Source organism: Delftia sp. PE138 (genome assembly GCF_018320755.1).
Taxonomy (GTDB): domain Bacteria; phylum Pseudomonadota; class Gammaproteobacteria; order Burkholderiales; family Burkholderiaceae_C; genus Comamonas; species Comamonas tsuruhatensis.
Genome location: NZ_JABEPN010000001.1, coordinates 433,142 through 453,429, shown reverse-complemented (window position 1 = coordinate 453,429; position 20,288 = coordinate 433,142). Strand labels below are relative to the sequence as shown.

The 20,288-nt window shown below is 54.2% G+C and carries 16 protein-coding genes; 2 read left to right on the top strand and 14 right to left on the bottom strand.

Annotated features, from left to right (window positions below; translation table 11 throughout):
• Positions 1-102 precede the first annotated feature (102 nt).
• Both HFGMBDPB_RS01980 and HFGMBDPB_RS01975 read left to right on the top strand, forming a co-directional pair.
• Positions 103-2,109: a tetratricopeptide repeat protein gene (locus tag HFGMBDPB_RS01980; protein WP_212644814.1), complete on the top strand. Its 2,007-nt coding sequence runs from the start codon at positions 103-105 to the stop codon at positions 2,107-2,109.
• Between the two features lie 12 nt (positions 2,110-2,121).
• Positions 2,122-3,972 carry a glycosyltransferase gene (locus HFGMBDPB_RS01975; RefSeq protein ID WP_212644813.1) on the top strand — a complete coding sequence of 617 codons (1,851 nt, stop codon included), beginning with the start codon at positions 2,122-2,124 and terminating at the stop codon, positions 3,970-3,972.
• Here HFGMBDPB_RS01975 and HFGMBDPB_RS01970 read toward each other — a convergent pair.
• From HFGMBDPB_RS01970 to HFGMBDPB_RS01905, 14 genes are all read right to left on the bottom strand, one after another.
• Complete coding sequence (locus HFGMBDPB_RS01970; protein ID WP_047217129.1) at positions 3,969-5,084, bottom strand: glycosyltransferase; 1,116 nt, start codon at positions 5,082-5,084, stop codon at positions 3,969-3,971. The genes HFGMBDPB_RS01975 and HFGMBDPB_RS01970 overlap by 4 nt on opposite strands.
• Positions 5,081-6,214, bottom strand: a complete 1,134-nt coding sequence (locus HFGMBDPB_RS01965) for a glycosyltransferase family protein (protein ID WP_047217130.1) — start codon at positions 6,212-6,214, stop codon at positions 5,081-5,083. The genes HFGMBDPB_RS01970 and HFGMBDPB_RS01965 overlap by 4 nt, the downstream gene beginning before the upstream one ends.
• An 11-nt stretch (positions 6,215-6,225) precedes the next feature.
• Positions 6,226-7,389: a glycosyltransferase family protein gene (locus tag HFGMBDPB_RS01960; RefSeq protein ID WP_212644812.1), complete on the bottom strand. Its 1,164-nt coding sequence runs from the start codon at positions 7,387-7,389 to the stop codon at positions 6,226-6,228.
• 4 nt (positions 7,390-7,393) lie between these two features.
• On the bottom strand, positions 7,394-9,280 hold the full coding sequence (asnB, locus tag HFGMBDPB_RS01955; protein ID WP_212644811.1) for an asparagine synthase (glutamine-hydrolyzing): 1,887 nt from the start codon (positions 9,278-9,280) through the stop codon (positions 7,394-7,396).
• 137 nt (positions 9,281-9,417) lie between these two features.
• Positions 9,418-10,512 carry a non-hydrolyzing UDP-N-acetylglucosamine 2-epimerase gene (wecB, locus tag HFGMBDPB_RS01950; RefSeq protein ID WP_212644810.1) on the bottom strand — a complete coding sequence of 365 codons (1,095 nt, stop codon included), beginning with the start codon at positions 10,510-10,512 and terminating at the stop codon, positions 9,418-9,420.
• Positions 10,513-10,560: 48 nt separating this feature from the next.
• Positions 10,561-12,450 carry an asparagine synthase (glutamine-hydrolyzing) gene (gene asnB / locus HFGMBDPB_RS01945; protein ID WP_212644809.1) on the bottom strand — a complete coding sequence of 630 codons (1,890 nt, stop codon included), beginning with the start codon at positions 12,448-12,450 and terminating at the stop codon, positions 10,561-10,563.
• 2 nt (positions 12,451-12,452) lie between these two features.
• Positions 12,453-13,235: a polysaccharide deacetylase WbmS family protein gene (locus HFGMBDPB_RS01940; protein WP_212644808.1), complete on the bottom strand. Its 783-nt coding sequence runs from the start codon at positions 13,233-13,235 to the stop codon at positions 12,453-12,455.
• Complete coding sequence (locus HFGMBDPB_RS01935; RefSeq protein ID WP_212644807.1) at positions 13,232-15,061, bottom strand: glycosyltransferase family 4 protein; 1,830 nt, start codon at positions 15,059-15,061, stop codon at positions 13,232-13,234. The genes HFGMBDPB_RS01940 and HFGMBDPB_RS01935 overlap by 4 nt, the downstream gene beginning before the upstream one ends.
• Entirely contained in the window at positions 15,058-15,861 is an 804-nt protein-coding gene (locus HFGMBDPB_RS01930; protein WP_212644806.1) for an N-acetyltransferase, read from the bottom strand. The genes HFGMBDPB_RS01935 and HFGMBDPB_RS01930 overlap by 4 nt, the downstream gene beginning before the upstream one ends.
• The gene (wecB, locus tag HFGMBDPB_RS01925; RefSeq protein ID WP_283248002.1) at positions 15,854-16,930 is read right to left on the bottom strand and encodes a non-hydrolyzing UDP-N-acetylglucosamine 2-epimerase; all 1,077 of its coding nucleotides are present in this window, start codon (positions 16,928-16,930) and stop codon (positions 15,854-15,856) included. Before wecB (HFGMBDPB_RS01925) ends, HFGMBDPB_RS01930 begins: the two co-directional genes overlap by 8 nt.
• Before the next feature lie 63 nt (positions 16,931-16,993).
• The gene (locus HFGMBDPB_RS01920; RefSeq protein ID WP_212644804.1) at positions 16,994-18,091 is read right to left on the bottom strand and encodes a DegT/DnrJ/EryC1/StrS family aminotransferase; all 1,098 of its coding nucleotides are present in this window, start codon (positions 18,089-18,091) and stop codon (positions 16,994-16,996) included.
• A gap of 30 nt (positions 18,092-18,121) precedes the next feature.
• Positions 18,122-18,706, bottom strand: coding sequence for an acyltransferase (locus HFGMBDPB_RS01915; RefSeq protein WP_212644803.1), 585 nt, complete (start codon positions 18,704-18,706; stop codon positions 18,122-18,124).
• Positions 18,707-18,720: 14 nt separating this feature from the next.
• Positions 18,721-19,470: an ABC transporter ATP-binding protein gene (locus HFGMBDPB_RS01910; RefSeq protein WP_212644802.1), complete on the bottom strand. Its 750-nt coding sequence runs from the start codon at positions 19,468-19,470 to the stop codon at positions 18,721-18,723.
• 2 nt (positions 19,471-19,472) lie between these two features.
• The gene (locus HFGMBDPB_RS01905; protein ID WP_212644801.1) at positions 19,473-20,288 is read right to left on the bottom strand and encodes an ABC transporter permease; all 816 of its coding nucleotides are present in this window, start codon (positions 20,286-20,288) and stop codon (positions 19,473-19,475) included.

The window sequence follows — 20,288 nt, the reverse complement described above, 5'->3', positions numbered from 1 at the left end:
GCGGGTTGGTCGGCTGGTAAACTGCCTGCGCTCTTCCCAAGAGCGGCCATTTCCCGGCCCACCATTCCAAGTTCCGCCACATCCGAGACAAGACAAGAAGCAATGGCTGCCCCCTCCAAAGCGATTTACTGGTTCAGTGCCCTTCTTTTGCTGGCCGTATTGGGGGTGTATCTGCCCGGCCTGAACAACGGGCTGCTGTTCGACGATATGCGTCTGACGGATGGAACGATTTTCGGCAACTATGGCAGCCTGTTGGACTTCAAGCAGCGCACGCTGTCGTATGGCAGCTTCGTCTGGATCGAACAGATTTTCGGAGATGGCTGGTGGAAGCAGCGCGTCTTCAATATCGCCTTGCATCTCGCGACCGTGGCGGCTCTCTATGCATTGTTCAAGGCACTGCTGACACAGACGCGCTTTCCGCACGACATCGAGGAGCAACCCCACTTCCACGCGTCGCGCGATGCAGCCCTGCAACTGGGCCTGGTCCTTTTCGCGCTCAACCCTGTCGCGGTCTACGCCGTTGGATACCTGGTGCAGCGATCCATCGTCATGGCAACGCTCTTTGCCGTTATGGCATGCTGGGCCTTTGTGCGCGGGCTTCAGGGCGGGCGAGCCCTCTGGCATATCGCGGCATTGATCTGCTATGTGCTCGCCATCCTGTCCAAGGAGCATGCCTTTCTGACGGTCGCCATGGTGGTGCCGCTCTATATCTTTGTGCAGCGCCCCGGCCTGAAGGCTGCCATGGTCATTGTGGGAATGGCCTTGCTGCTGCTGGCCGTTGCCTCGGCGGCAGTCTTTCATTTCTTCGGCAGTCTGGTGGGCCAGATTTTCGACGAGCAATCCCAAGGCTATGCAAGGCAATTGGAAGCCCTTCGGCCCGGGATCACCTCACAGATCTATCCCCTGAGCATCCTCAATGAAGCGGCCCTGTTTTTTGCCTATGGCTTTCTGTGGATCGTTCCCTATGTGGGCTGGATGTCCATCGACCTGAGACCGGCATTTCCTCTCGGCTTCGGCTCGATCTGGCACCTAGCCGGCGCGCTCGGTTACCTGGCCCTGCTGGCCTGCTCAATCTGGGCCGTGCTTAGGCGTCCCGGTGTCATTGGCTTGGTCGCGCTCTGCCTCCTGTTTCCCCTGCTCTGGTATGCGACCGAATTCGCCACGGTCTGGCTGCAGGACCCCTTCGTTCTGTATCGCAGCTATCTGTGGGCTGTGGCCATCCCGGGATTGGCGGCCATTGCGCTGACGGGGGTCAAGCCACGCACCATCTACATCGTCGGCATCGTCATCGGCGTGGTGTTCGGAGCCCTCGCTTTCGAACGCGTGCTCTCTCTGCAGGATGCAGGCACATCCTGGGCCGATGCCGCTGAAAAAATCGACAAAAAAGCCCCCGCCAATGCCGTGGGACGTGGCCGTGCCTTCCTGAACGTAGGAACAGCACACGCAGACAAGGGCATGCTCGACCAGGCGCTGCAAGACTTCGCCACGGCCAACGCACTTGGAGACTTGGGCGGTAATGCGCTGTTCAATATGGGTGCCGTTCTGTCCCAGCAAAAGAAATTCCCCGAAGCCCTCAATGCCTTTGCCGCAGCCCAGGCCAAAGGCTTCAATGGCCAAGCCCTGTACTACCAGAAAGCCGAAGCGTTGATGGCCACAGGCCAGTTGCGCGCAGCATTCGAGGAATACTCGCGCGCCCTGGGCGAGCCCACTGAAGACAGTGCCAACGCCAAGCAAATGGAGCAGACGCTGCGCCTGAAACGCGCAGAGGCGGCCATAGGTGCGCAGCAATACAAAGTTGCAGCCGACGACTTCCGGACTCTGCTGCAGACCTCGCCAAACGCCCCTCGCCTGATCGTCGGATTGGGGCTGGCCCTTGTCGGCCAGGGTGATAGCGCTCAAGCCAAAGAGCTGCTGGAACCACTGGTTGCTCGCAGCCCCAGCGCGCCCGCTTTCTACGGGCGTGCAATGGCCTATCACGGCCTGGGCAACCTGCCGGAAGCACTGAAGAGTCTGGATCAGGCAATACGCCTGGAGCCACAGAATCCGCAGTACCGGCAGGTCCGCAATCAGCTGAGCCCGGCTACCGCAAAGCCTCAGACGACGAAGTAGGCGCTGTCCGCCATGGCCCTGCGCATACTTCACGTCGGTAAATTCTTCCCTCCCTACCGGGGCGGCATGGAAGTCTTTCTGGCCGACCTGATACACGAGCAACGACGCCAGGGTGTCGATGCCCATGCCCTGGTCCATGGTGATCCGGAGCCAGATGATCCCGCCTGGCTGGAACGCGTGCCCGTTCAATTCAATCTGGTCTATGCCCCCATGGCCATGGGATTCCGGCGCGCACTGGGCCGCGCCATCGAACGCATTCAGCCCGACGTACTGCACCTGCATCTGCCCAACAACTCGGCGCTTTGGGCACTGACCCTGCCCATCGCGCGGCGCGTGCCCTGGGTCATCCACTGGCACTCCGATGTGGTGGTGTCCAACATCAAGTGGTCCGTGGCATTGGCCTACATGCTGTACCGGCCGTTCGAGCAGGCCTTGCTGGAACGCGCCCAACAGGTATTCGCAACGTCGCCACCCTATCTTGAGGCCAGCAATGCCCTGCGTACCTGGCGCAGCAAATGCGAGATCGTTCCGCTGGGCCTGAACCTGAGCAACATTCCTTCACCGGCCTCGCTGCAGCCAGGCAAGGGTTGGCGGCCTGACGCCCGGCTTCGACTGCTCTCCATCGGACGACTGACCTACTACAAGGGCTTTGAAACTCTGATTCGAGCCGTATCTGCCATGCCCGGGGTGGAACTGCTGATCGCCGGAGAAGGCGAGCTGCGTGCATCGCTGGAGGAACTGATCCGCCAATGCACGCCCGAGGGACAGCAGGCGTCCGTCCGGCTGACAGGTTCGGTTTCTGACGAGGAAAAACATGCCTTGTTTGCAGGCTGCGATATCTTCTGCCTTGCTTCGCGCGAGCGCACCGAGGCTTTCGGCATCGTCCTTCTTGAGGCCATGCTGCACCAACGTCCCTGCATCGTGACCGATCTTCCCGGTTCAGGTATGCCCTGGGTAGTTGCACAGGCCCGCTGTGGGCTGCACGTGCCTTTTGAAGACATCGACGCTTGGCGCAGCGCCATCGCACGACTACAGCATGACGGTGCGCTGCGCGAACGACTCAGCCGCAGTGGCCCCAAGGCCTTGCAACGCTATTTCGGCATTGGGGCCTGCGAACGCGCCATGGCCCGGCACTACCGCTCGATGGCGCCCGGTCTACTGCCCGAGCGCACAGTCGAGGAAACAGGACGCCATCTCATGGTGGTGATTTCCACGCGCAACCACGAAGCGAGCATCACCGAGCTCGTGCACCGAGTGCACTCGCTGGTGGATGCCACTGTTGTCGTGGTCGACAACCGCAGCACGGATGCCACCTGTCACCTTGCCGAACAAAGTGGTGCGCAGGTCATGCGCCCCCTGCTAGCCATGACCACCTGGGGCAGCTTGCAAACCGGCATACGCCATGCATTGGCCCAAGGCTTTGAGACGGTGATCACCATCGATGCCGATGGGCGCTACGAAGCCGAGGAAATACCGACGCTGCTCTCTGCCAGAGGGGCTGCCGACGTGGTGGTGGGCTACTTCGAAGCCCGCCACAGCCGGGTGCGGCGCATGGCCTGGCAATGGTTTCGTTGGGTCACCGGCTTTGCGTTGCGCGACTTTGTTTCAGGCTTTCGCGTCTACAACCGCAGCGCCATGCGCGTCGCAGCCTCAGCCGATGCAACGCTGCTCGACTACCAGGATATCGGTACGCTCTTGCTCATGCGCCGTGCACAATTGCGAATTGCCGAGATAGCCCTGCCTCTTCACACCGCCAAGCCAGACCGCTCCAAGATGTTCCAATCCTGGGCCCATGCGCTGCGCTATGTGGCTGTATCTACTCTGCTTGGGGTGGCTCACTTGCGCGCCAGATCCGGCGACTAAACCGGCACGCTGGGTAGATCCAGCGCCGCACGCATGCTCTCCACGAATCGGGTTTGTGTGAACTGCCGAGCCCGGTCCATGCAGACCCGGGACACCTCAGGCCCGTGCATATACTCCAAGTCATCCACTGCAGCCATTACGGACTCCGGGGTGGGGGGGTCGGCGACCAGAATGCCCGTCTGGCCTTGGACCACGGTTTCCAGCAGTCCCCCCTGCGCCACACCGATGACTGGTTTGCCAGCAGCCATGGCCTCCACCGGCGACATACCGAAGTCTTCGTCCACCGGCAAGTAGACTACCGCCCGGGCCCGCCCCATCCAAAGGCGTAGCTGCTCATCGGTTTGCCAACCCGTGAATTCAATATTCGCAGCACCTGCCGCCAGCGCCTTCAGGCGCCCAAGCTCTGCGCCACCCGATAACACTACCAACCGCCGCTGCGGCATACGCAAAAAAGCACGCACGATGATGTCGACGCGCTTGTTGGGCACCAGCCGCGCGGTGGACAGGTAATAGCCTGCGTCATCCAATGGCCTGAAACTTTCTGTGGCTACAGGCGGATAGACAACTGTGGCATCCAGTCCTGTGTAGCGCCGCAAACGCTGGCGCACATTCTCGGAGTTCACAAGAATGCGGTCCATGCGGCCTATGGCCTTCTCGTAGCGCCTGCGGAACCACCAGACGAATAGCCTGTATAGCGGGCGCAGGGGCGCAGGAAACTGAGCCAGTGTGCTTTCGTAGAGATCGTAGGCAAAGCGAGGAATCGTATGGCAGTAGTACAGGCGCAGCCCGCCGCGCTGCTGGTGAACCGCGAAAGGAGCATAAAAGCCGCTGTAGACCACCTGTTGTGCATCGCGCAGGCACTGCGATCGAAAGCGAAAGCACCACATGCTTTCAGGTATACGCGGCAACCAGGCCGACCAGCCGCCGCGCAGCTCGCGCACGCGCACCTGTGACCCTTCTAGCAGCGGCATAGCCTGCGCATAACAGCGGCTCACCAGGGTTTCGAAGCCAGGCAATGCCTCTGCCAGCATCAGGGTGACGCGCTCCGCGCCACCCGCGACCTGCATGAAATCATAGAGAAGGAAATGTCCGCCTTCAGTCCGTTTCGTCATGCCAACAATGCCTCCAAGCGGGCCAGCATGGCTTGGATACGTTTCTCCCAGGCATGCTCGCGCACGAACTCCTGAGCATACCCATGGGGACGAGCCTGCGCCTCGGCACGTGCCTGCTCTATGGCCTGCGCGAAGCCCGATGCTCCATTGCCGTAGCGAGCCAGCTCTCCCATGCCCACACGCAGAGCGCCGAAATCGGTACTCGCCACGCCGAGACCGGCCGCCACGTATTCATAGAACTTCAGCGGCCTCTCCACGTAGCGCATGCGCCCGTCCGTATCCTGGAAGGGGATAAGGCCGACCTCATAGCGCGGCAGCAGCTGCGCCAGCACATCGCGCGAAACGCTGCCGTGCCAGCGCAGATTTGGAGGATCCTCGGGTCGCGGAATGGCACCGGGGCCATAGATGTCGAAACGCCAGGCAGGCATGCGCCGCGCCACTGCAGCCAGCAAGCCCTTATCCAGCCAAGCCGTCATGGCGCCCACATACACGGCGCTGCGCGGCAACCGAGCCTTATTAGGCCACGCCAGCTCCAACAGCCGCGCTTCCACCCCGTTAGGTATGTACGGAACTGACATTCCCGGATTAAGCTCGAGAGCATATTCCTGCAGCGGCTTGGAGACGGCCCATACTTCGTCGAAGCCCGGTCCACGCAGCCCGTCCTCCAGGGCCTTCAGCGCCACCGGATGCAAATCCCTGGCGAAGCCCTGCGGCCAGTCATTGAGCCGGCAGACACGCACGCGCGCAACGATCCTGCCCTGCGCCAGCATATTGGGCGCGACATCGGCCAAGCACAGGTCATAGCGGGTGCGGCGCAACCGTGCCGGCAGCAGGCTGCCATAGAGACTGGTCTGCCATGCGAATCGCAGAAACAAGTGGTGCGCAGGAAACGGTGCCTTGGCGGTCCACTCAGTCAACCCTGGAGAAATCTCCCGGGCCATGCCCCCGCCGCCCCATGCACGGCGCAGGCGCGCATGGCGCTGACGGCCGACAAGGTCCAGGGGCGATGACAGAGTGGGCACATAGTCCACGCGCCAGCCCGCCACGGCCAGCGCCTGGGCCAGGTACTGGATGCCGACCTTAGTGCCGCCGTCGATGAAAGACTGGGTACCGAAAAGGATAGCCTGCATTTCAGGGTCCTTCACCGGTGCTTGCCGCACGGCCGCCAGCCCTCGAGCAGCGCGTTGACCTCGGCCCGCAGCCAGGCGCGCGTGGCCTCGGCGTTCCAGCGCTTCGCGGCCCGATCGGAGGCCTGCTTCATAGCCTGAACCTGCTCGCGCGTGACCGCATTGAGTACGCCAGCGAGATCAGCGGGCTCGAAACCGGGTGCTACTACACCACAGCCATGCGCATTGACCAAGGCTTGCATCTGCGGTGATGGGCCGATGGCGATGGCCAAACGCGCCTGAATGAATTCGAAGAATTTGTTCGGCAGGGCATGCAGGTAATTGAAATTGACGGGAGGCAGCAGGAACAGACCGACGTCATAGTCGTTGGTGCGAGCCGCGATCTCCGACATGGCCACGGGAGCCACGAAGTGTATGCGAGGCTGGTCCTGTGCCCTGCGCCGCAGCGACGCCATATAGGCCGGGTCCTGTTCGACCAGCATCAAATCCAGGGAGAAGCGCTGGTCCAGGTGTCGCATGAGATCAATCATGACTTCAATGCGGCGCGAGGCGATGGCCGCACCGTGATGGATCATGCGTATCGAGCCGTCGGCTACAGGCTGCACGGGCAAGTCCATAGGCTCGGGACAGTTGGGCATGACCGCTACCGGCAGCCGGTAGCGCGTTGCGTACTCTTGCGCGATGCCATCACAGACCGTGCTCATGCGCGCCACGCGCCCCAGTTCGCTCCGGCACACGGCATCGAAGAAAGGTCCCAGCAGCAAGCGCCATGCCGTCCTGTCTTCAAATTCACGTGGCGCATATTCGTGGGCATCAAGCCATACAGGAGCACCCCGCGCCAGCTCCAGCGCGGCCGGCAAGGCCATCACGTCGTTGGCGAGTACCAGATCGAAACTATTGGCCGGCAGCCTCTGTGCAGCATGCATCAGCGCGCGGATCTGGGCATGGCGCCAGTAATACAAGTGGTGACGGCGCGCCGCCAGCAGGACAGCATTGGCCGCAGCGGACCATGCGCCGCCTCCTACGTGGCGTACGGCTTCGAAGGCGTGGACACCTGCTGGCCGGAGGCCAAAGCCCAGCACATGAAGCTCGTGCTCCTGGCCCAAAGCCTCGATCTGGCGCATGACGCGTGGGTCCGAAACAATGGTCGACAGGGACAGCAGCAGAAGGCGCGCCATGGCATCAGCCCCCGAACTGGCGCGCGTACCAGCGCGTGAAGTTGATCCAGCGCCAGACCTGCCAACTGAAGGGCCGCTGGCCGGCCACGACCTGGTCGAAGGCCTTCAGGATCTCGTCCTGACGCAGGAAAGGCAGGTTCAGCGGCTGACGCAGCCATTCCCGCACCTGAGGTGCCATCTGCATCAGCCAGTCCTTCTCGGGTGTGGCGAAGCCGATCTTGTCGCGACGATTCAAGACCTCATCCGGGACCAGTCCCCTCATGGCACGCCTGAGCAAATGCTTGGTCTCCCCATTGGGTGCCACCAGATACTCTTCCGGCAAGGTCAGCAGAAAGTCCGCAAGCGCCGTGGTCAGGAATGGGACCCGGCTTTCCACGGAAAACCGCATGGAATTGCGGTCACCGTGGCGAAGTAGGCCCGGCAGGCCCACACCGTGCAGCGAACGGGCCAGCTCGGCGCAAAGGCGCCTGCCTGGAGCCGTCACTACGGGGCGTGGGTGTGGAAACCGCAACAATACGCCGTTCTCCTGCAGTACAGCTGCGTAGAGCCAAGCAGGCGCGGCCTGGCCTCGATTGAGGCGGCGCAGCCATTGGTACACGTCCTCGCCCGCGTACTCGGCTACGGCGGCCTTCATGCCCTCGACAGCAAAACGATCAGGCCAAGTCCCCCAGGATCGGAGAAAGGATGCCGCCTGTGCCCACCGGCCGGCATCCATCAGGCTGCGAACGCGCGGCCCCGGATAGCCCACATAGCCGCCGCACAACTCATCCGCGCCCTGCCCATCCAGCGTGACCACCATGCCATGCTCGCGCGCCAGGCGGAACACACGGTACTGTGCATAAATGCTCGTGCTGCCAAAAGGCTCGCCCTGGGCCACGATCATGTCGTCCAGATCGGCAGCCAGTTCCTGCGGCGCGATCTCGATCTTGTGCGGTGTCGCCCCCGCCCGGTCATTCACCAAATCAATCCATTGCTCTTCAGACAACGCACTTCCCGAGGCGACGAAACTGAAAGTGTGGAGAGGGGCGTCGGGCTCCAGATGGCGCATGCAGGCGACGATGGCCGATGAATCCAGTCCACCCGAAAGGGCCGCGCCCAACGGTACGTCGCTGCGCAGATGCAGGCGCACGCTGTATAGCATCAAGCGCCGCAGCTCCTGCGCTGCATCATCCAGAGACAAATTCTGAACGGGAGTAATCCTCGGCTGCCACCAGGATTTCAACGCCAACTCACCGGCAGCAAGGTCATAGCTGAAACTATGGCCGGGCGGCAAGGCCCGTATGTCACGAAAGAAAGTGCTCTCTCCAGTGTCGTAGCTGCCGTGGACAAGATAGTCGTAGGCGATCTGCCAGTCGAGTTCAGGCCGGCCACCCCGCAACGCCTGCAGCGCCGGGACTTCCGATGCGAAACACAGGCTCTCCTGCCCCAAATGGTAGTAAAGCGGCTTGATGCCAAAGGCATCGCGAGCCCCATACAGCTTGCCAGTGTGCCGATCCAGCAGCACAAATGCAAACATGCCGACTAGACGCGACAAGGCAGCCTCGCCCCAGGCTTCCCAGGCCTGCAGCAGGACTTCGGTATCGGAATGGGAACGAAAGTGCCGCCCACTTCGCTCAAGCTGTGCCCTCAGTTCGAGGTAATTGTAGATCTCGCCATTGAAAACCAGCGTGAGGTTACCATTGGCGCTATCCATGGGCTGGCTGGCCGCATCTGAAAGATCGATCACGCTCAACCGGGTATGGCCAAAGGCTCCAACGACTCCGTCTTTGCGCCAAGACACGAAATCTGCCCGATCAGGACCACGCCTGCGCAGTCTGCTCAAGGCTGCATCGAGCTGACTTGCAATGGCGACACGGCCATTTAGAGAGGCTATTCCCGCGATTCCACACATATCGGATAGAAAATTTTTCTAAGCCAAGAAACGGAGAATCTCATGCAAGCCCCGACTCACCAGCACAGCCGACATGCCGACACAGCGACTGAATCTCTGACACCACGTAACATATCAAGCTGGAAGCGTTGATTTTTTCAATGGTCACCATATAACAAATGATCTACAATCTGCTCCGCTGCATGTCCATTTCCATACAACTGATTTTTCGCATCTACCCTCAGCTCTATTCCCATTCGTATTGCTTCGACAATAGATTTCTCATCATCCGGCGCGACAAGGTTATTCGCTCCGATATCGACCAGCTCAGTCCATTCTGTCTCCGTGCGTAATGTAACGCACGGCTTTCCAAAGAAGTAAGCCTCCTTCTGTACCCCACCCGAGTCGGTGATGACCAGCGAACATGCGTCCTCCAGACGAGTCATATCAAGATAGCCCAACGGATCCAAAAGAGTTGCCGCGCGGGCCAATCGCTCAAGAAGTCCATTGCGCTCCAAAGCGCCACGTGTACGCGGGTGCAGAGGAAAAACCAGATGCAAGTCCGCTGCCACTGCCTCCATCGCTGCCACGATGGCGGCGAGGCGCCGAGGCTCGTCCGTATTTTCCGCCCGGTGGATGGTTACCAGCGCAAAACGGCCATCACCCACGCCCACAGGAAGTGGCCGTCCAGCCGACTTCTTCGCATAAAACAGCGATGCGTCAAGCATTACATCGCCTGTGCGTACCACTTTTTCACCAATGATTCCTTCGGACAACAAATTATTCACTGCCGAGTCAGTAGGAGCAAAAAGCAGACTGGAAACATGATCGGTTACTACGCGATTTATTTCTTCTGGCATCGCTCTATTCCAGGAACGCAATCCAGCTTCGACATGTGCCACTGGAATATGGAGCTTTACAGCCGCCAGGGCTCCTGCCATCGTCGAATTAGTATCCCCATACACCAATACCCAATCCGGTCGCTCGTGTTGCAGAACGGATTCGATCTGCTCGATCATTCGCCCCGTCATCGCTCCATGAGAGAGGCCTCCCAACGCCAACATCCTATCCGGCTTTGGAATTCCCATCTCATCAAAAAACACATCGGACATGTTTTTGTCAAAGTGCTGACCGGTATGAACGATCATTTCTCGAACATTCACACCAGATGCCTGACGTGCAGCGAAAGCATGAGATACAACGGCTGCCTTGACCATTTGAGGACGCGCCCCAATAACCGTAAGAATCTTCATACGCCACCCCACCATAGGCGAATGATGCAGCAATGACCTGCATCTGTATTACGCATCAACAAACTCCTGCTGCCATATTTCAAGAGAAAGCAATGCCCACAAATTTCGATTGAACGCACCTTGCGAGCTGATCATTCCGCCAATATCTGCTTTGGATGTCAAATATCCCCGTTGCTTCGCCCTAGTCGATCCAAGTATATCTTGCACGAATTCTGAGGCCCTGCCATTTTTTTTCAACCATTGATTCAACGGCACAGGGAATCCCATCTTATCACTTCTATTTTTTATGGACTCTGGTAGGCGGGAACCAAAAGCGACTCGGAGGAGTCTTTTTAATTCACCATTGGCAAATTTTATATTTGGTGGAATCGTAGCAGCGAACTGAACCAGTGGATGATCCAAAAATGGAACCCTTGACTCCAACCCATGGGCCATGCTCATGCGGTCTTCAACCTGCAGGAGTGCAGGCAGAAGCGTCTTGAAGTCAAAATGTGTCATCCGATCGAAATACGCCTCCGGTCCGACATTGTCCCCCCAGAATATTCTCTTGTACGCATCCAGCACCGGTGCGAAATCCACCGCAGCAGGATCAATGACATCACCCAACAGATTGGCTCTATTGATCAATCTGAAATATCGTTCGTCGCGAGAGCCGAACAATCCTTCCGCCCAGAATTCCTTGATCAGTGGCTGATAAGACTTTAATGCTACCAGATTGGGAATAATCGATTCATAAGTAACGATGAATTGGCCATTATGAGAAGTCCCCTCAATTGCCCCTTTGATGCATTGCTCAAAATATGCAACCAGGTACCTAGCATAGCCGCCGAATATCTCATCTCCGCCTTGCCCACCTAAAACCACTTTCAGCTTGCTGGCTGCGAGTCGTGACACCATGAATTGCGGGAAAGATCCTGGTCCAGCAATTGGCCCGTCAAGATGGTAGATGATGCTTCGAATATTTTGGACAAAATCGTCTTCATTGATATCCTGAACGTAACAGGACATACCATTTTCATGGGCAACATCCTCCGCATAACGAGACTCATCGTAAGCCGCCCCCTCGTTGAATCGCCCATTAAATATCTTGAATGACCCACTAGGCCTTGATTCACGTGCCAATATAGCCAAAAGACTGGAATCGACCCCCCCACTCACGTAAGCGCCTACCTCAACATCAGCACGCAAGTGCAGATTAATAGACTCAGCCATCAGCTCACGCAACCGCTCTACAAAATACTGCTCCGTATGATAAAGATCGGGTTCATACTGAATTTCCCAGTAGCGCCTTATCTTTATTTCCCTGCTCTCATTGATAGCCCCACAATGCGCGGCAGGAACTTCACGAACTCCCTCAAGCAATGCTTGCCCACTGATGGTGAACTGGAAGCTGAAATACTCTGAAAGTGCTTTCCTGCAAATTCGCCGCTGATCCATGAAAGGAGTTAACGCCTTTACTTCTGATGCAAAATAAATGATGCCATTTTGCTCGGTGTAGTACAACGGCTTGATACCAAAACGATCGCGCCCAAAAAACACCTTATTCCGGCGAGGATCCCACACCAGAAATGAGAACATGCCCCGAAGCCTATCGATGCATTCTTCACCCCACTTCAAATAGGCTTGAAGAATTACCTCGGTATCGCTTGTTGTATGAAAATCACCTCCAATCTCGCTGCGCAATTCACGATAATTGTAGATTTCTCCATTAAATGTAATAACCACACCAGATTCGGCGTGACGCATTGGCTGCGCCGCTTGCTCAGACAAGTCTATGATAGATAGGCGCATGTGCGCAAAACCTACTTGCCTGTCTGGTGAAATCCAGATACCTTGGCCATCAGGTCCGCGATGACGTTGGCGCTCGATACCTGTTGCCAGAATTCTTTCAGCCTGCTCAACGGCTTCCGCCGCAACGAAACCAAAAATACCGCACATGATCAGTTTTCCGTTTTCTTGACTGCGGCAGCTATATCTCTAGCAAAGACAGTCTTCACCCCTCTGCGTTTTAGCTCGTTCAAAAGATCACGGTAAAAATCTCGTAGGCCATAACTCTTATAAATATGACCTTCGAAATGGCTACGCGGCACCGACGCAAGATCTGAAATGCCTTTTGTTAATCCACGACGCAAATTATCATCTGATGCATTCAGATAAATCAGCATAGGGTGTACATTCAAGACTTTCAGTCCAGGATCATCCAATGGTATGCGCGATAAATCGAGAGGCTCCCCAATGTCAACATGGATACCATCCTCCCAAACATAGGACATCTTCACTAATCCATTGTAATCAACATGCGCTTGAGCAAATGGTTGACGCCAAAGGAAGGAACTCAGATCATAGGTAAGTCCACAGGCTTTCGCCAAATCACTGATGTTTTGTCCGAAGAAGTTCCGATGGCATCGTAATCCTACGGCATCAGGGAAGATTTCCATCAAATCCGGCAGCTTCTTACTGAATCTGTGCACCGGATCCGGTCGCGTATTATCCGGATGCAAACCAATTTCTACAAAAGATGTGGATGCTTTCAACAGAGCGCTATCATGTGTTGCGTAAGCAGTAATTTTCATTCCTGCCTGAGCAACCATGTCCAGCACCACCTCCGTCGCATAATCAGGTGCCCAATCTATATCCGTAGTAAGAACGACTGTATCAAGGCCATCGAGATTATAGAAGGATCGAAAAGGATCCTGAGAAAAAAACTCGTGCATGCTTTTCATTGGATCTCCGCCTTCGATATTTGACCAAGATTCATAACGCGCTGATACATTTCCGCAAAAGGCTTGGCTTGAGACGCAAACAAGTACTTCTCAGCCTTGGCGATCAATGCTGGGCGGAATCGCTCCGGACCACCCAATGATTCATCAAAAATAGTATCGATGGCCTTTGCGTAGTCACCGGCTGCATGAAATGGAACCAAAACACCAAAACCTTCCGCTTCGACAACCCGCTTGACATTGACCAATTCAGTGGAACCAATCATCGGCGTTCCAGCTGCAATGAACTCATACATCTTATTTGGCGAAGATATTTGTGTATTCAAATCCTGCGCCTGATACGGCATGACTCCAACATCCACCGAGGCAGCCCATTCAACGATCTCACTCCAGGGTACCGGATCCATGAAATGGACGCGGTCAGAGATACCCAGTTCAACAGCCAACTCCTTAAACTCTGGAATCTCCATCCCCCAAGTCAGTAAAATTAGATGTGCAGGCACCCTTGCTTGAGCCAATCCCTCAAACAACAGGTGTATTTTCCGCCCGCGATTGATACCACCCATAAATATCAGCGTGGGTGTACCTGGCTCTAGTCCAAGTTTGTCCTGAACAATGGTTTTACGACAATTTATATCGAATCCCACCGGCTGTTCGGTCGCATTCGTCAAAGGCGTATACGAACCGGCGCCATGATCCTTTTGCATCACTCTGGCCTGATCCTCATTGATCACTACTATTTCGTCGCAGTGACCTATCAAAACATGCTCAGTTTCAAGCAAGCGCTTTTTTCGCTCTCCAACAATGCCTGGCTGATAGCTGTAGAGTTCATGGGCGTCGTAAATCAAAGGAATATTGCGGCGCTTTGAGATCAGCGTAGCAACCCGCAAGGCAGGAAGATCATGAGCATGAACAACATCTACCCGATCCAGATTGCAGCAGAAATCAAGGACATTCCTTTCCCAACTATCCAATGGCTGCTCCACGAAATGCTTCACGATTTCCGAATCCAAACCCTGCAACTCTTCCGGTATATGGTCAAGAAACGGAAAATGTCCAAAAGTAAAAGACCACAAGCGTCTCCATATATAAGAATCAAAAGTCAGGATTGCCAATGGCAATGCGGCTATCCCTTTCAGCGAGTGACTGCTGTTAGACAATTGCTCCAAACCGTAACGAGGGTGCTTCAGAGAAATCCAGAGCTTGGATTTTCCACGAAGCTGCATCTTCATCGCTCGCGCTCGGCTCAAGTCAAACTCTAATTTGGCAATACGCGTATACGGCCCTGCAGAAGCAGGAACTTGCATCTCTCGACTAAATTCACCCCATTTGGCCAAGGCACCCCAATTGAATGATATGAGGGATAACACCAAAACGGCCGGCTTGCGAATAAAAATTCGCATTTGCTTAGCCTCGATCAAGGTCTTGATGGAAAACCGTGGCGCAGCCAAGGCAGCAACCATCTTTCCAATTTTGCGTCCTACCAGTTTGCTCGTGATTCCCAAAATCTTGTCAAAACGTGCCCTTGACAGCTTGTCATACTCATCTTCAAGCCGCCGCTGAATCAACTCCTCTTCATCTGGCACGCGCCATGCATTCTCAAATGAAGTGAATTTTGGATCGTTGCCGTAAAGGACAAGTGCAGACTCATTAAATCTAACAATTGGAAGACCATCAATCTGATTTTCGTTATCTCCCAGAGTCCCATAGGCCGCAGCCAGTATCACTTTGTGGCCTTGCTCGCGCAGCAACTTTGCCTCAAGCACAATGCGACGATCCACCATGCAATTACGGTCGATCATCAGAATATTACGCGGACCCTCGCTCACGAGATCACCTTGCGAGCAGAGATCTCCTTTTCCAGCAATTCAATATCCGCCTCGACGGCCAAATGCAGTTCCTTGATTGCCGTCTGCGCTTCAGCAGGGTAGTAATCGGTGAAATGCGTCATCCATGGATGCTGTTTCCCTGTTTCCTTATGACGCAGTTTCTTGATTGATCCTACAATCTGGCCCTCGCCCCCGACAACGAGAGCACCACCCGGAATATTTCCACGAGCGCGCGTCATGGCTGCAATGAAAGCGCCGCGGCCGACCTTAGTGCCAGGCAAAACCACTGCACTTGTGCATATCGCAGATCCCGCTTCGAGAGTCACCCCCTCCTTCAACCCGGATGGAGGAATAGGATCATTTGTCAGAACAACATAGGGAAATATCCAGACGAGGTCACCAATGACAGCACCACGACCTACATGAACATTACTGTGGAATCTTACCCAGTCACCAATAATTGCGTCACCTTCCAAGTCATTGAAGCTTCCCACCTGTAGATTCAATCCGGCCTGCACACCCTCTCTAATCAACGAGGTGTGCCCAACCCGCAAATCCGGACCAAAGCTACTACCCTCATAAAGAATTGAGTGTGAACGAATGATGCTTCGGGCACCAATCTTCAACGGTTTTCCCTTGTATTCTCCACCGGCGGGATGACCAATGACACAGAAATCCTCAATGACCGAGTCATCACCGATCTCTACATTATCATAAATTCTGACATGGGCACCCAGCGTTACACTACGCCCGATTTTTGCTCTGGAAGAAATCATGTCCACAGTCATATTGTCACCCATTGATATTTTCCAGTTGATCCACTACTTTGTGTGCGGCCAAGCCCCCGCCGAAGAAATTCCGTGTCTCCGTGACATCAGGCTTCTTTGCTCTTGAGAACGCACTTTCTATGGAAGCCTTATCTGTTTTTCCAATCTGTGCCCAATTATTCTCAAGAAGATCATGCCATGTATCCTCGCGGAACAGCATGACACATCGCCGGCCAGTCCATACTGCTTCACGTGGCAGTCCGCCGGAGTCGGTAAAAATGCAGTCAGCACCCTGCAAAAGGCCGAGCATTTCCAGATAAGTGACAGGTGGCACCAGTCTTATGGAACCTAATTTCCCGCCATTACCTTGCCAGCGCTCAACAATACCCTTGGTACGAGGATGCAATGGCAAAATAACCGGCTTATCAAGTTTTGATAGGAATTGAAAAATATCCGAGAATCGCGCGGCGTTGATGGTGTCGGTGTTCTCAGGCCTGTGCAGGGTGGAAAGATAATATCCATCGGATCGTAAATCAAACTGCTTTACGATGGCATATTTTCTTCGCTCGGAATACCTGACAAAACAATCCAGCAACACATCGCCAGTCAGAGAGGCGGTATGCTGAAGTCCTTCATTCTTCAGATTATGCAAGGCACGCTTGATAGGTGCACAATTTATTGTGGCAACATGATCTGTGACAGTGCGATTGATTTCTTCTGGACGCTTTCTGTCGAAATCACGCAGTCCAGCCTCGATGTGAACAACAGGAATATGCAATTTCACTGCAGCCAAAGCTGCCGCCATCGTTGAATTCGTATCCCCATCCACCAAAACAACATCAGGCATGATGTCCTTCAGTGCCTGTTCTATCCCCTCCATCATGCGCCCCGTCATGGCGCCATGCCCTAATTCAGAAATTCCGAGATTTAAATCCGCATCCGGAATATCCAGTTCGCGAAAAAAAACCGTACTCATACTATCGTCATAATGCTGCCCCGTGTGCAACAATATATGCTCATGCCCCCTCTCAATCAATACATCGCGTACGGCAGGTACTTGCATGAACTGAGGTCGCGCCCCTACGACTCTAAGTACTTTCATAAAACCCCGCTTTCTTTCAAATCAGTCATGTTGCAAATATTCCTATCGATGCCTTGTTTATCTTTATTTCAACGATTCACAAACAGACTGCATTGATTCAATAATATTACTCTGATCATTAACGCTTAGCCAGGGGCTCATTGGTATGCTAAGAACCTCTTTTGCCAATCTATCCCCCACCGGCAGCACGCAATTAGTTTCACGAAGAGCTGGCTGCTTGTTCAATGGAACGGGATAATGAATTGCAGTAGGAATACCTCTTTCCTGTAGTTTTTTGGCAAGCAGATCACGCTCGGGATGCCTCACCGTGAATTGCGCCCAGCTGCAGATATCATCCGTGATAGACTGGGGCAGCACCAATCCAGAACAAGATGCCAGGCCATTAAAATAGCGTTCAGCCACTTCCTGTCTTATTTTCAAATCGGATTCGAACACTTCGAGTTTGGCCAACAAAATTGCTGCCTGCAATGTATCCAACCTGCTGTTGACACCTACACGTACATGGTGATAACGCCGCTCTTGTCCATGCCTAGCTATCTGTCTTAAGCTTTTCTCGAGATTTTCATCGTTCGTGAATACTGCACCACCGTCTCCATAACACCCCAATGGCTTACTCGGAAAAAAGCTGGCGCAACTTATGTCAGAAATATTGCAACTCTTGACGCCTCTGTATGTAGCACCGAAACTCTGAGCGGCATCTTCAATGACAGGAATCTCATATTTCCGGGCAATATTCTGGATAGGTTCGAAATCTGCGCAACGTCCGTAAAGACTTACGGGAATAATAGCCTTCGTTCTTGTTGTAATTGCTGCCTCTATCAGACTTGGGTCAAGGTTGCAAGACCCCGAAAGCACATCTACATATACGGGCTTTGCCCCCAGCAAGGCAACTGTCTCCGCCGTTGCTATATAGGTGAATCCCGGAGTTATGACTTCATCGCCAGGCCCTACACCCAAGGCCATCAAAGCGATCTGCAGCGCATCGGTTCCATTGGCTACCGATATACAAAATCTGCCACCAACAAATTCGGCAAGCCGCTCCTCAAGTTCAGCGACTTCGGGCCCCAGAATATACTGCCCATGATTCAGGACGATTTGTATCCTCCTATCAATATCATTTTTCAGCAAAGAATACTGAGCTTTTAGATCAATGAAGTCCATATCATCCCCGAAATTGAGAATTATTTCTACTTATAGACGCTTAATCTGCCCATCGGACAGTTGATATTCGACACCCGATTCATTGCAACTTGCCATGCCATTGCCATTCAAAGGCAATTCCAGACGTGTACCATGCTCGCTCATCCACCCTATTTGTCGGGCTGGAACACCCGCCATCAATGCATAAGGCTTGACATTGCGATTAACCACAGCACCGGCTGCCACAAAAGCAAAGGCCCCAATAGTCACACCGCATACAATTGTCGAGTTCGCGCCCAATGTCGCCCCACGCTGCACAATGGTGAATCGATATTCACTCTTGCGAATGACCGTGCTTCTTGGATTGTAGACATTGGTAAAAACCACACTCGGTCCGCAAAAAACATCATCTTCCAATGTCACCGCATCATAAATACTGACATTATTCTGGACTTTGACATTATTTCCAATCACCACGTCGTTCCCAACATATACATTCTGACCAAAGGAACAATCCTGACCAATGCGTGCTCCTGCGCAGATGTGCACCCAATGCCAAATGCGTGTTCGCGCGCCAATCTGGGCACCAGGGTCAACGATGGCGGTCGAATGTGCGGAGAATAAGGAACTGTTCATTTAAATCTCCTTTTTCAACTTGAGTGATAGGCCGCAATGCAATCCTCTATATTACCTTGCATTCTTATCTGCCCCTCATTGAGCCAAATACCTTGATTGCAGAAGGTTTTCAATATCGGATCACTATGGGAAGCCAGTACAAGGATTCTAACTTTACTCATCATGGCCTCCAGTCGCATCCGGGCCTTGTCAATGAACTGTGCATCGCCAACGCCAATCATCTCATCCATCAAAAGAATATCCGGGGCGATCGCCGTAGATACAGCAAATGCCAGTCTTAGCATCATCCCGGAAGAATAGGTACGTACAGGAAGATGCAAATAATCTCCCAGTTCGGTAAAATCCTCTATATCCGGAACCAGTGCCTTGGCATCACGAGCACTTATCCCCATCACAACACAGCGTGTTGCGATGAACTCATAACCACTGGCCTCTGGATCCATTCCAAGCATCAGATCAATCAGAGACGATATATTCCCTACCGATCGAATCACGCCAGAGGTAGGCTCATAGACACTCGAAAGCACACGTAACATCGTTGACTTGCCAGCACCATTGCGGCCAATCAGACCGACTCTGTCGCCATCCTTGAGGGATAGCGTAATCTCACGCAAGGCCCTGACTGCAATGGTTCCTCCGCCCACATCCTCTATGCGACCACGGTGACCTTGGGCTTTTCCAAGCAAAGTGTTCAACAGCCCTCTTGATCTTGAGGAGAACAAGGGAAAATCGACATTTACCCGCTCAAGTTCTATGCTCGCCATGATTAAAGCCAGTACACAAGCCTACGCCGACTCTTCAGAAATATCGTGAAGAAAGCAATCAGCAAAAAAACAAAAGAACAAGCAGCCATCATGTAGCTGCTTGATTCAACCGATTTACCCAGAACCGGGGCACGAATCAAATCAAGAAATGCAGCCAACGGATTGACATGAACAATCAATTGCGCACGTTCGCTGAGCTGAGATGGCTGCCACATAACCGGCGTCAAGAAAATTGCAACCTGCATGAGACTGGTGACTATCATGGGGATGTCACGAAACCTAGAGCATAGAGCACCTAGAATACAAGCCAACAAAACCGCGCAGATAATAGTAAATGCCATCCCAAGAAAGAAAGGAATGATTTTTATATTTTCCAAACCACCAAAAACCAGAAGCACCAGCAAGGCTATTGGTATGTTATGCCCCATCATCAGCAGATTTCGCCATATTACTCTCAGGCCAAACGCAGTCTTGGGGTAAGGTGTCTGCTTCAAGAAGGCTGCAGCAGAAATGAATGTCTGACATCCATCGGATATGCAGTGGGATATAAAAAGGAATAAGACATGGCTGACACAAAAATATGGCAGATACGTCTTTATGTCAATATTGAATACCTGAGATCCAATCACCCCAAATGCACCGATAAAGATGGCGGTGTTCAGAGATATCCACACGGGACCTAGAAAAGATCTACGATATTGCTTAAGTATGTCTTCCAGACCCAGGTGCAGCCAGAATCGCCACAACCTTAATGCGGCCTGCACATCCATGATGAGCAGGTACCATTGAGAAACCGGCTTCAAACCAAGCGAGCTCAT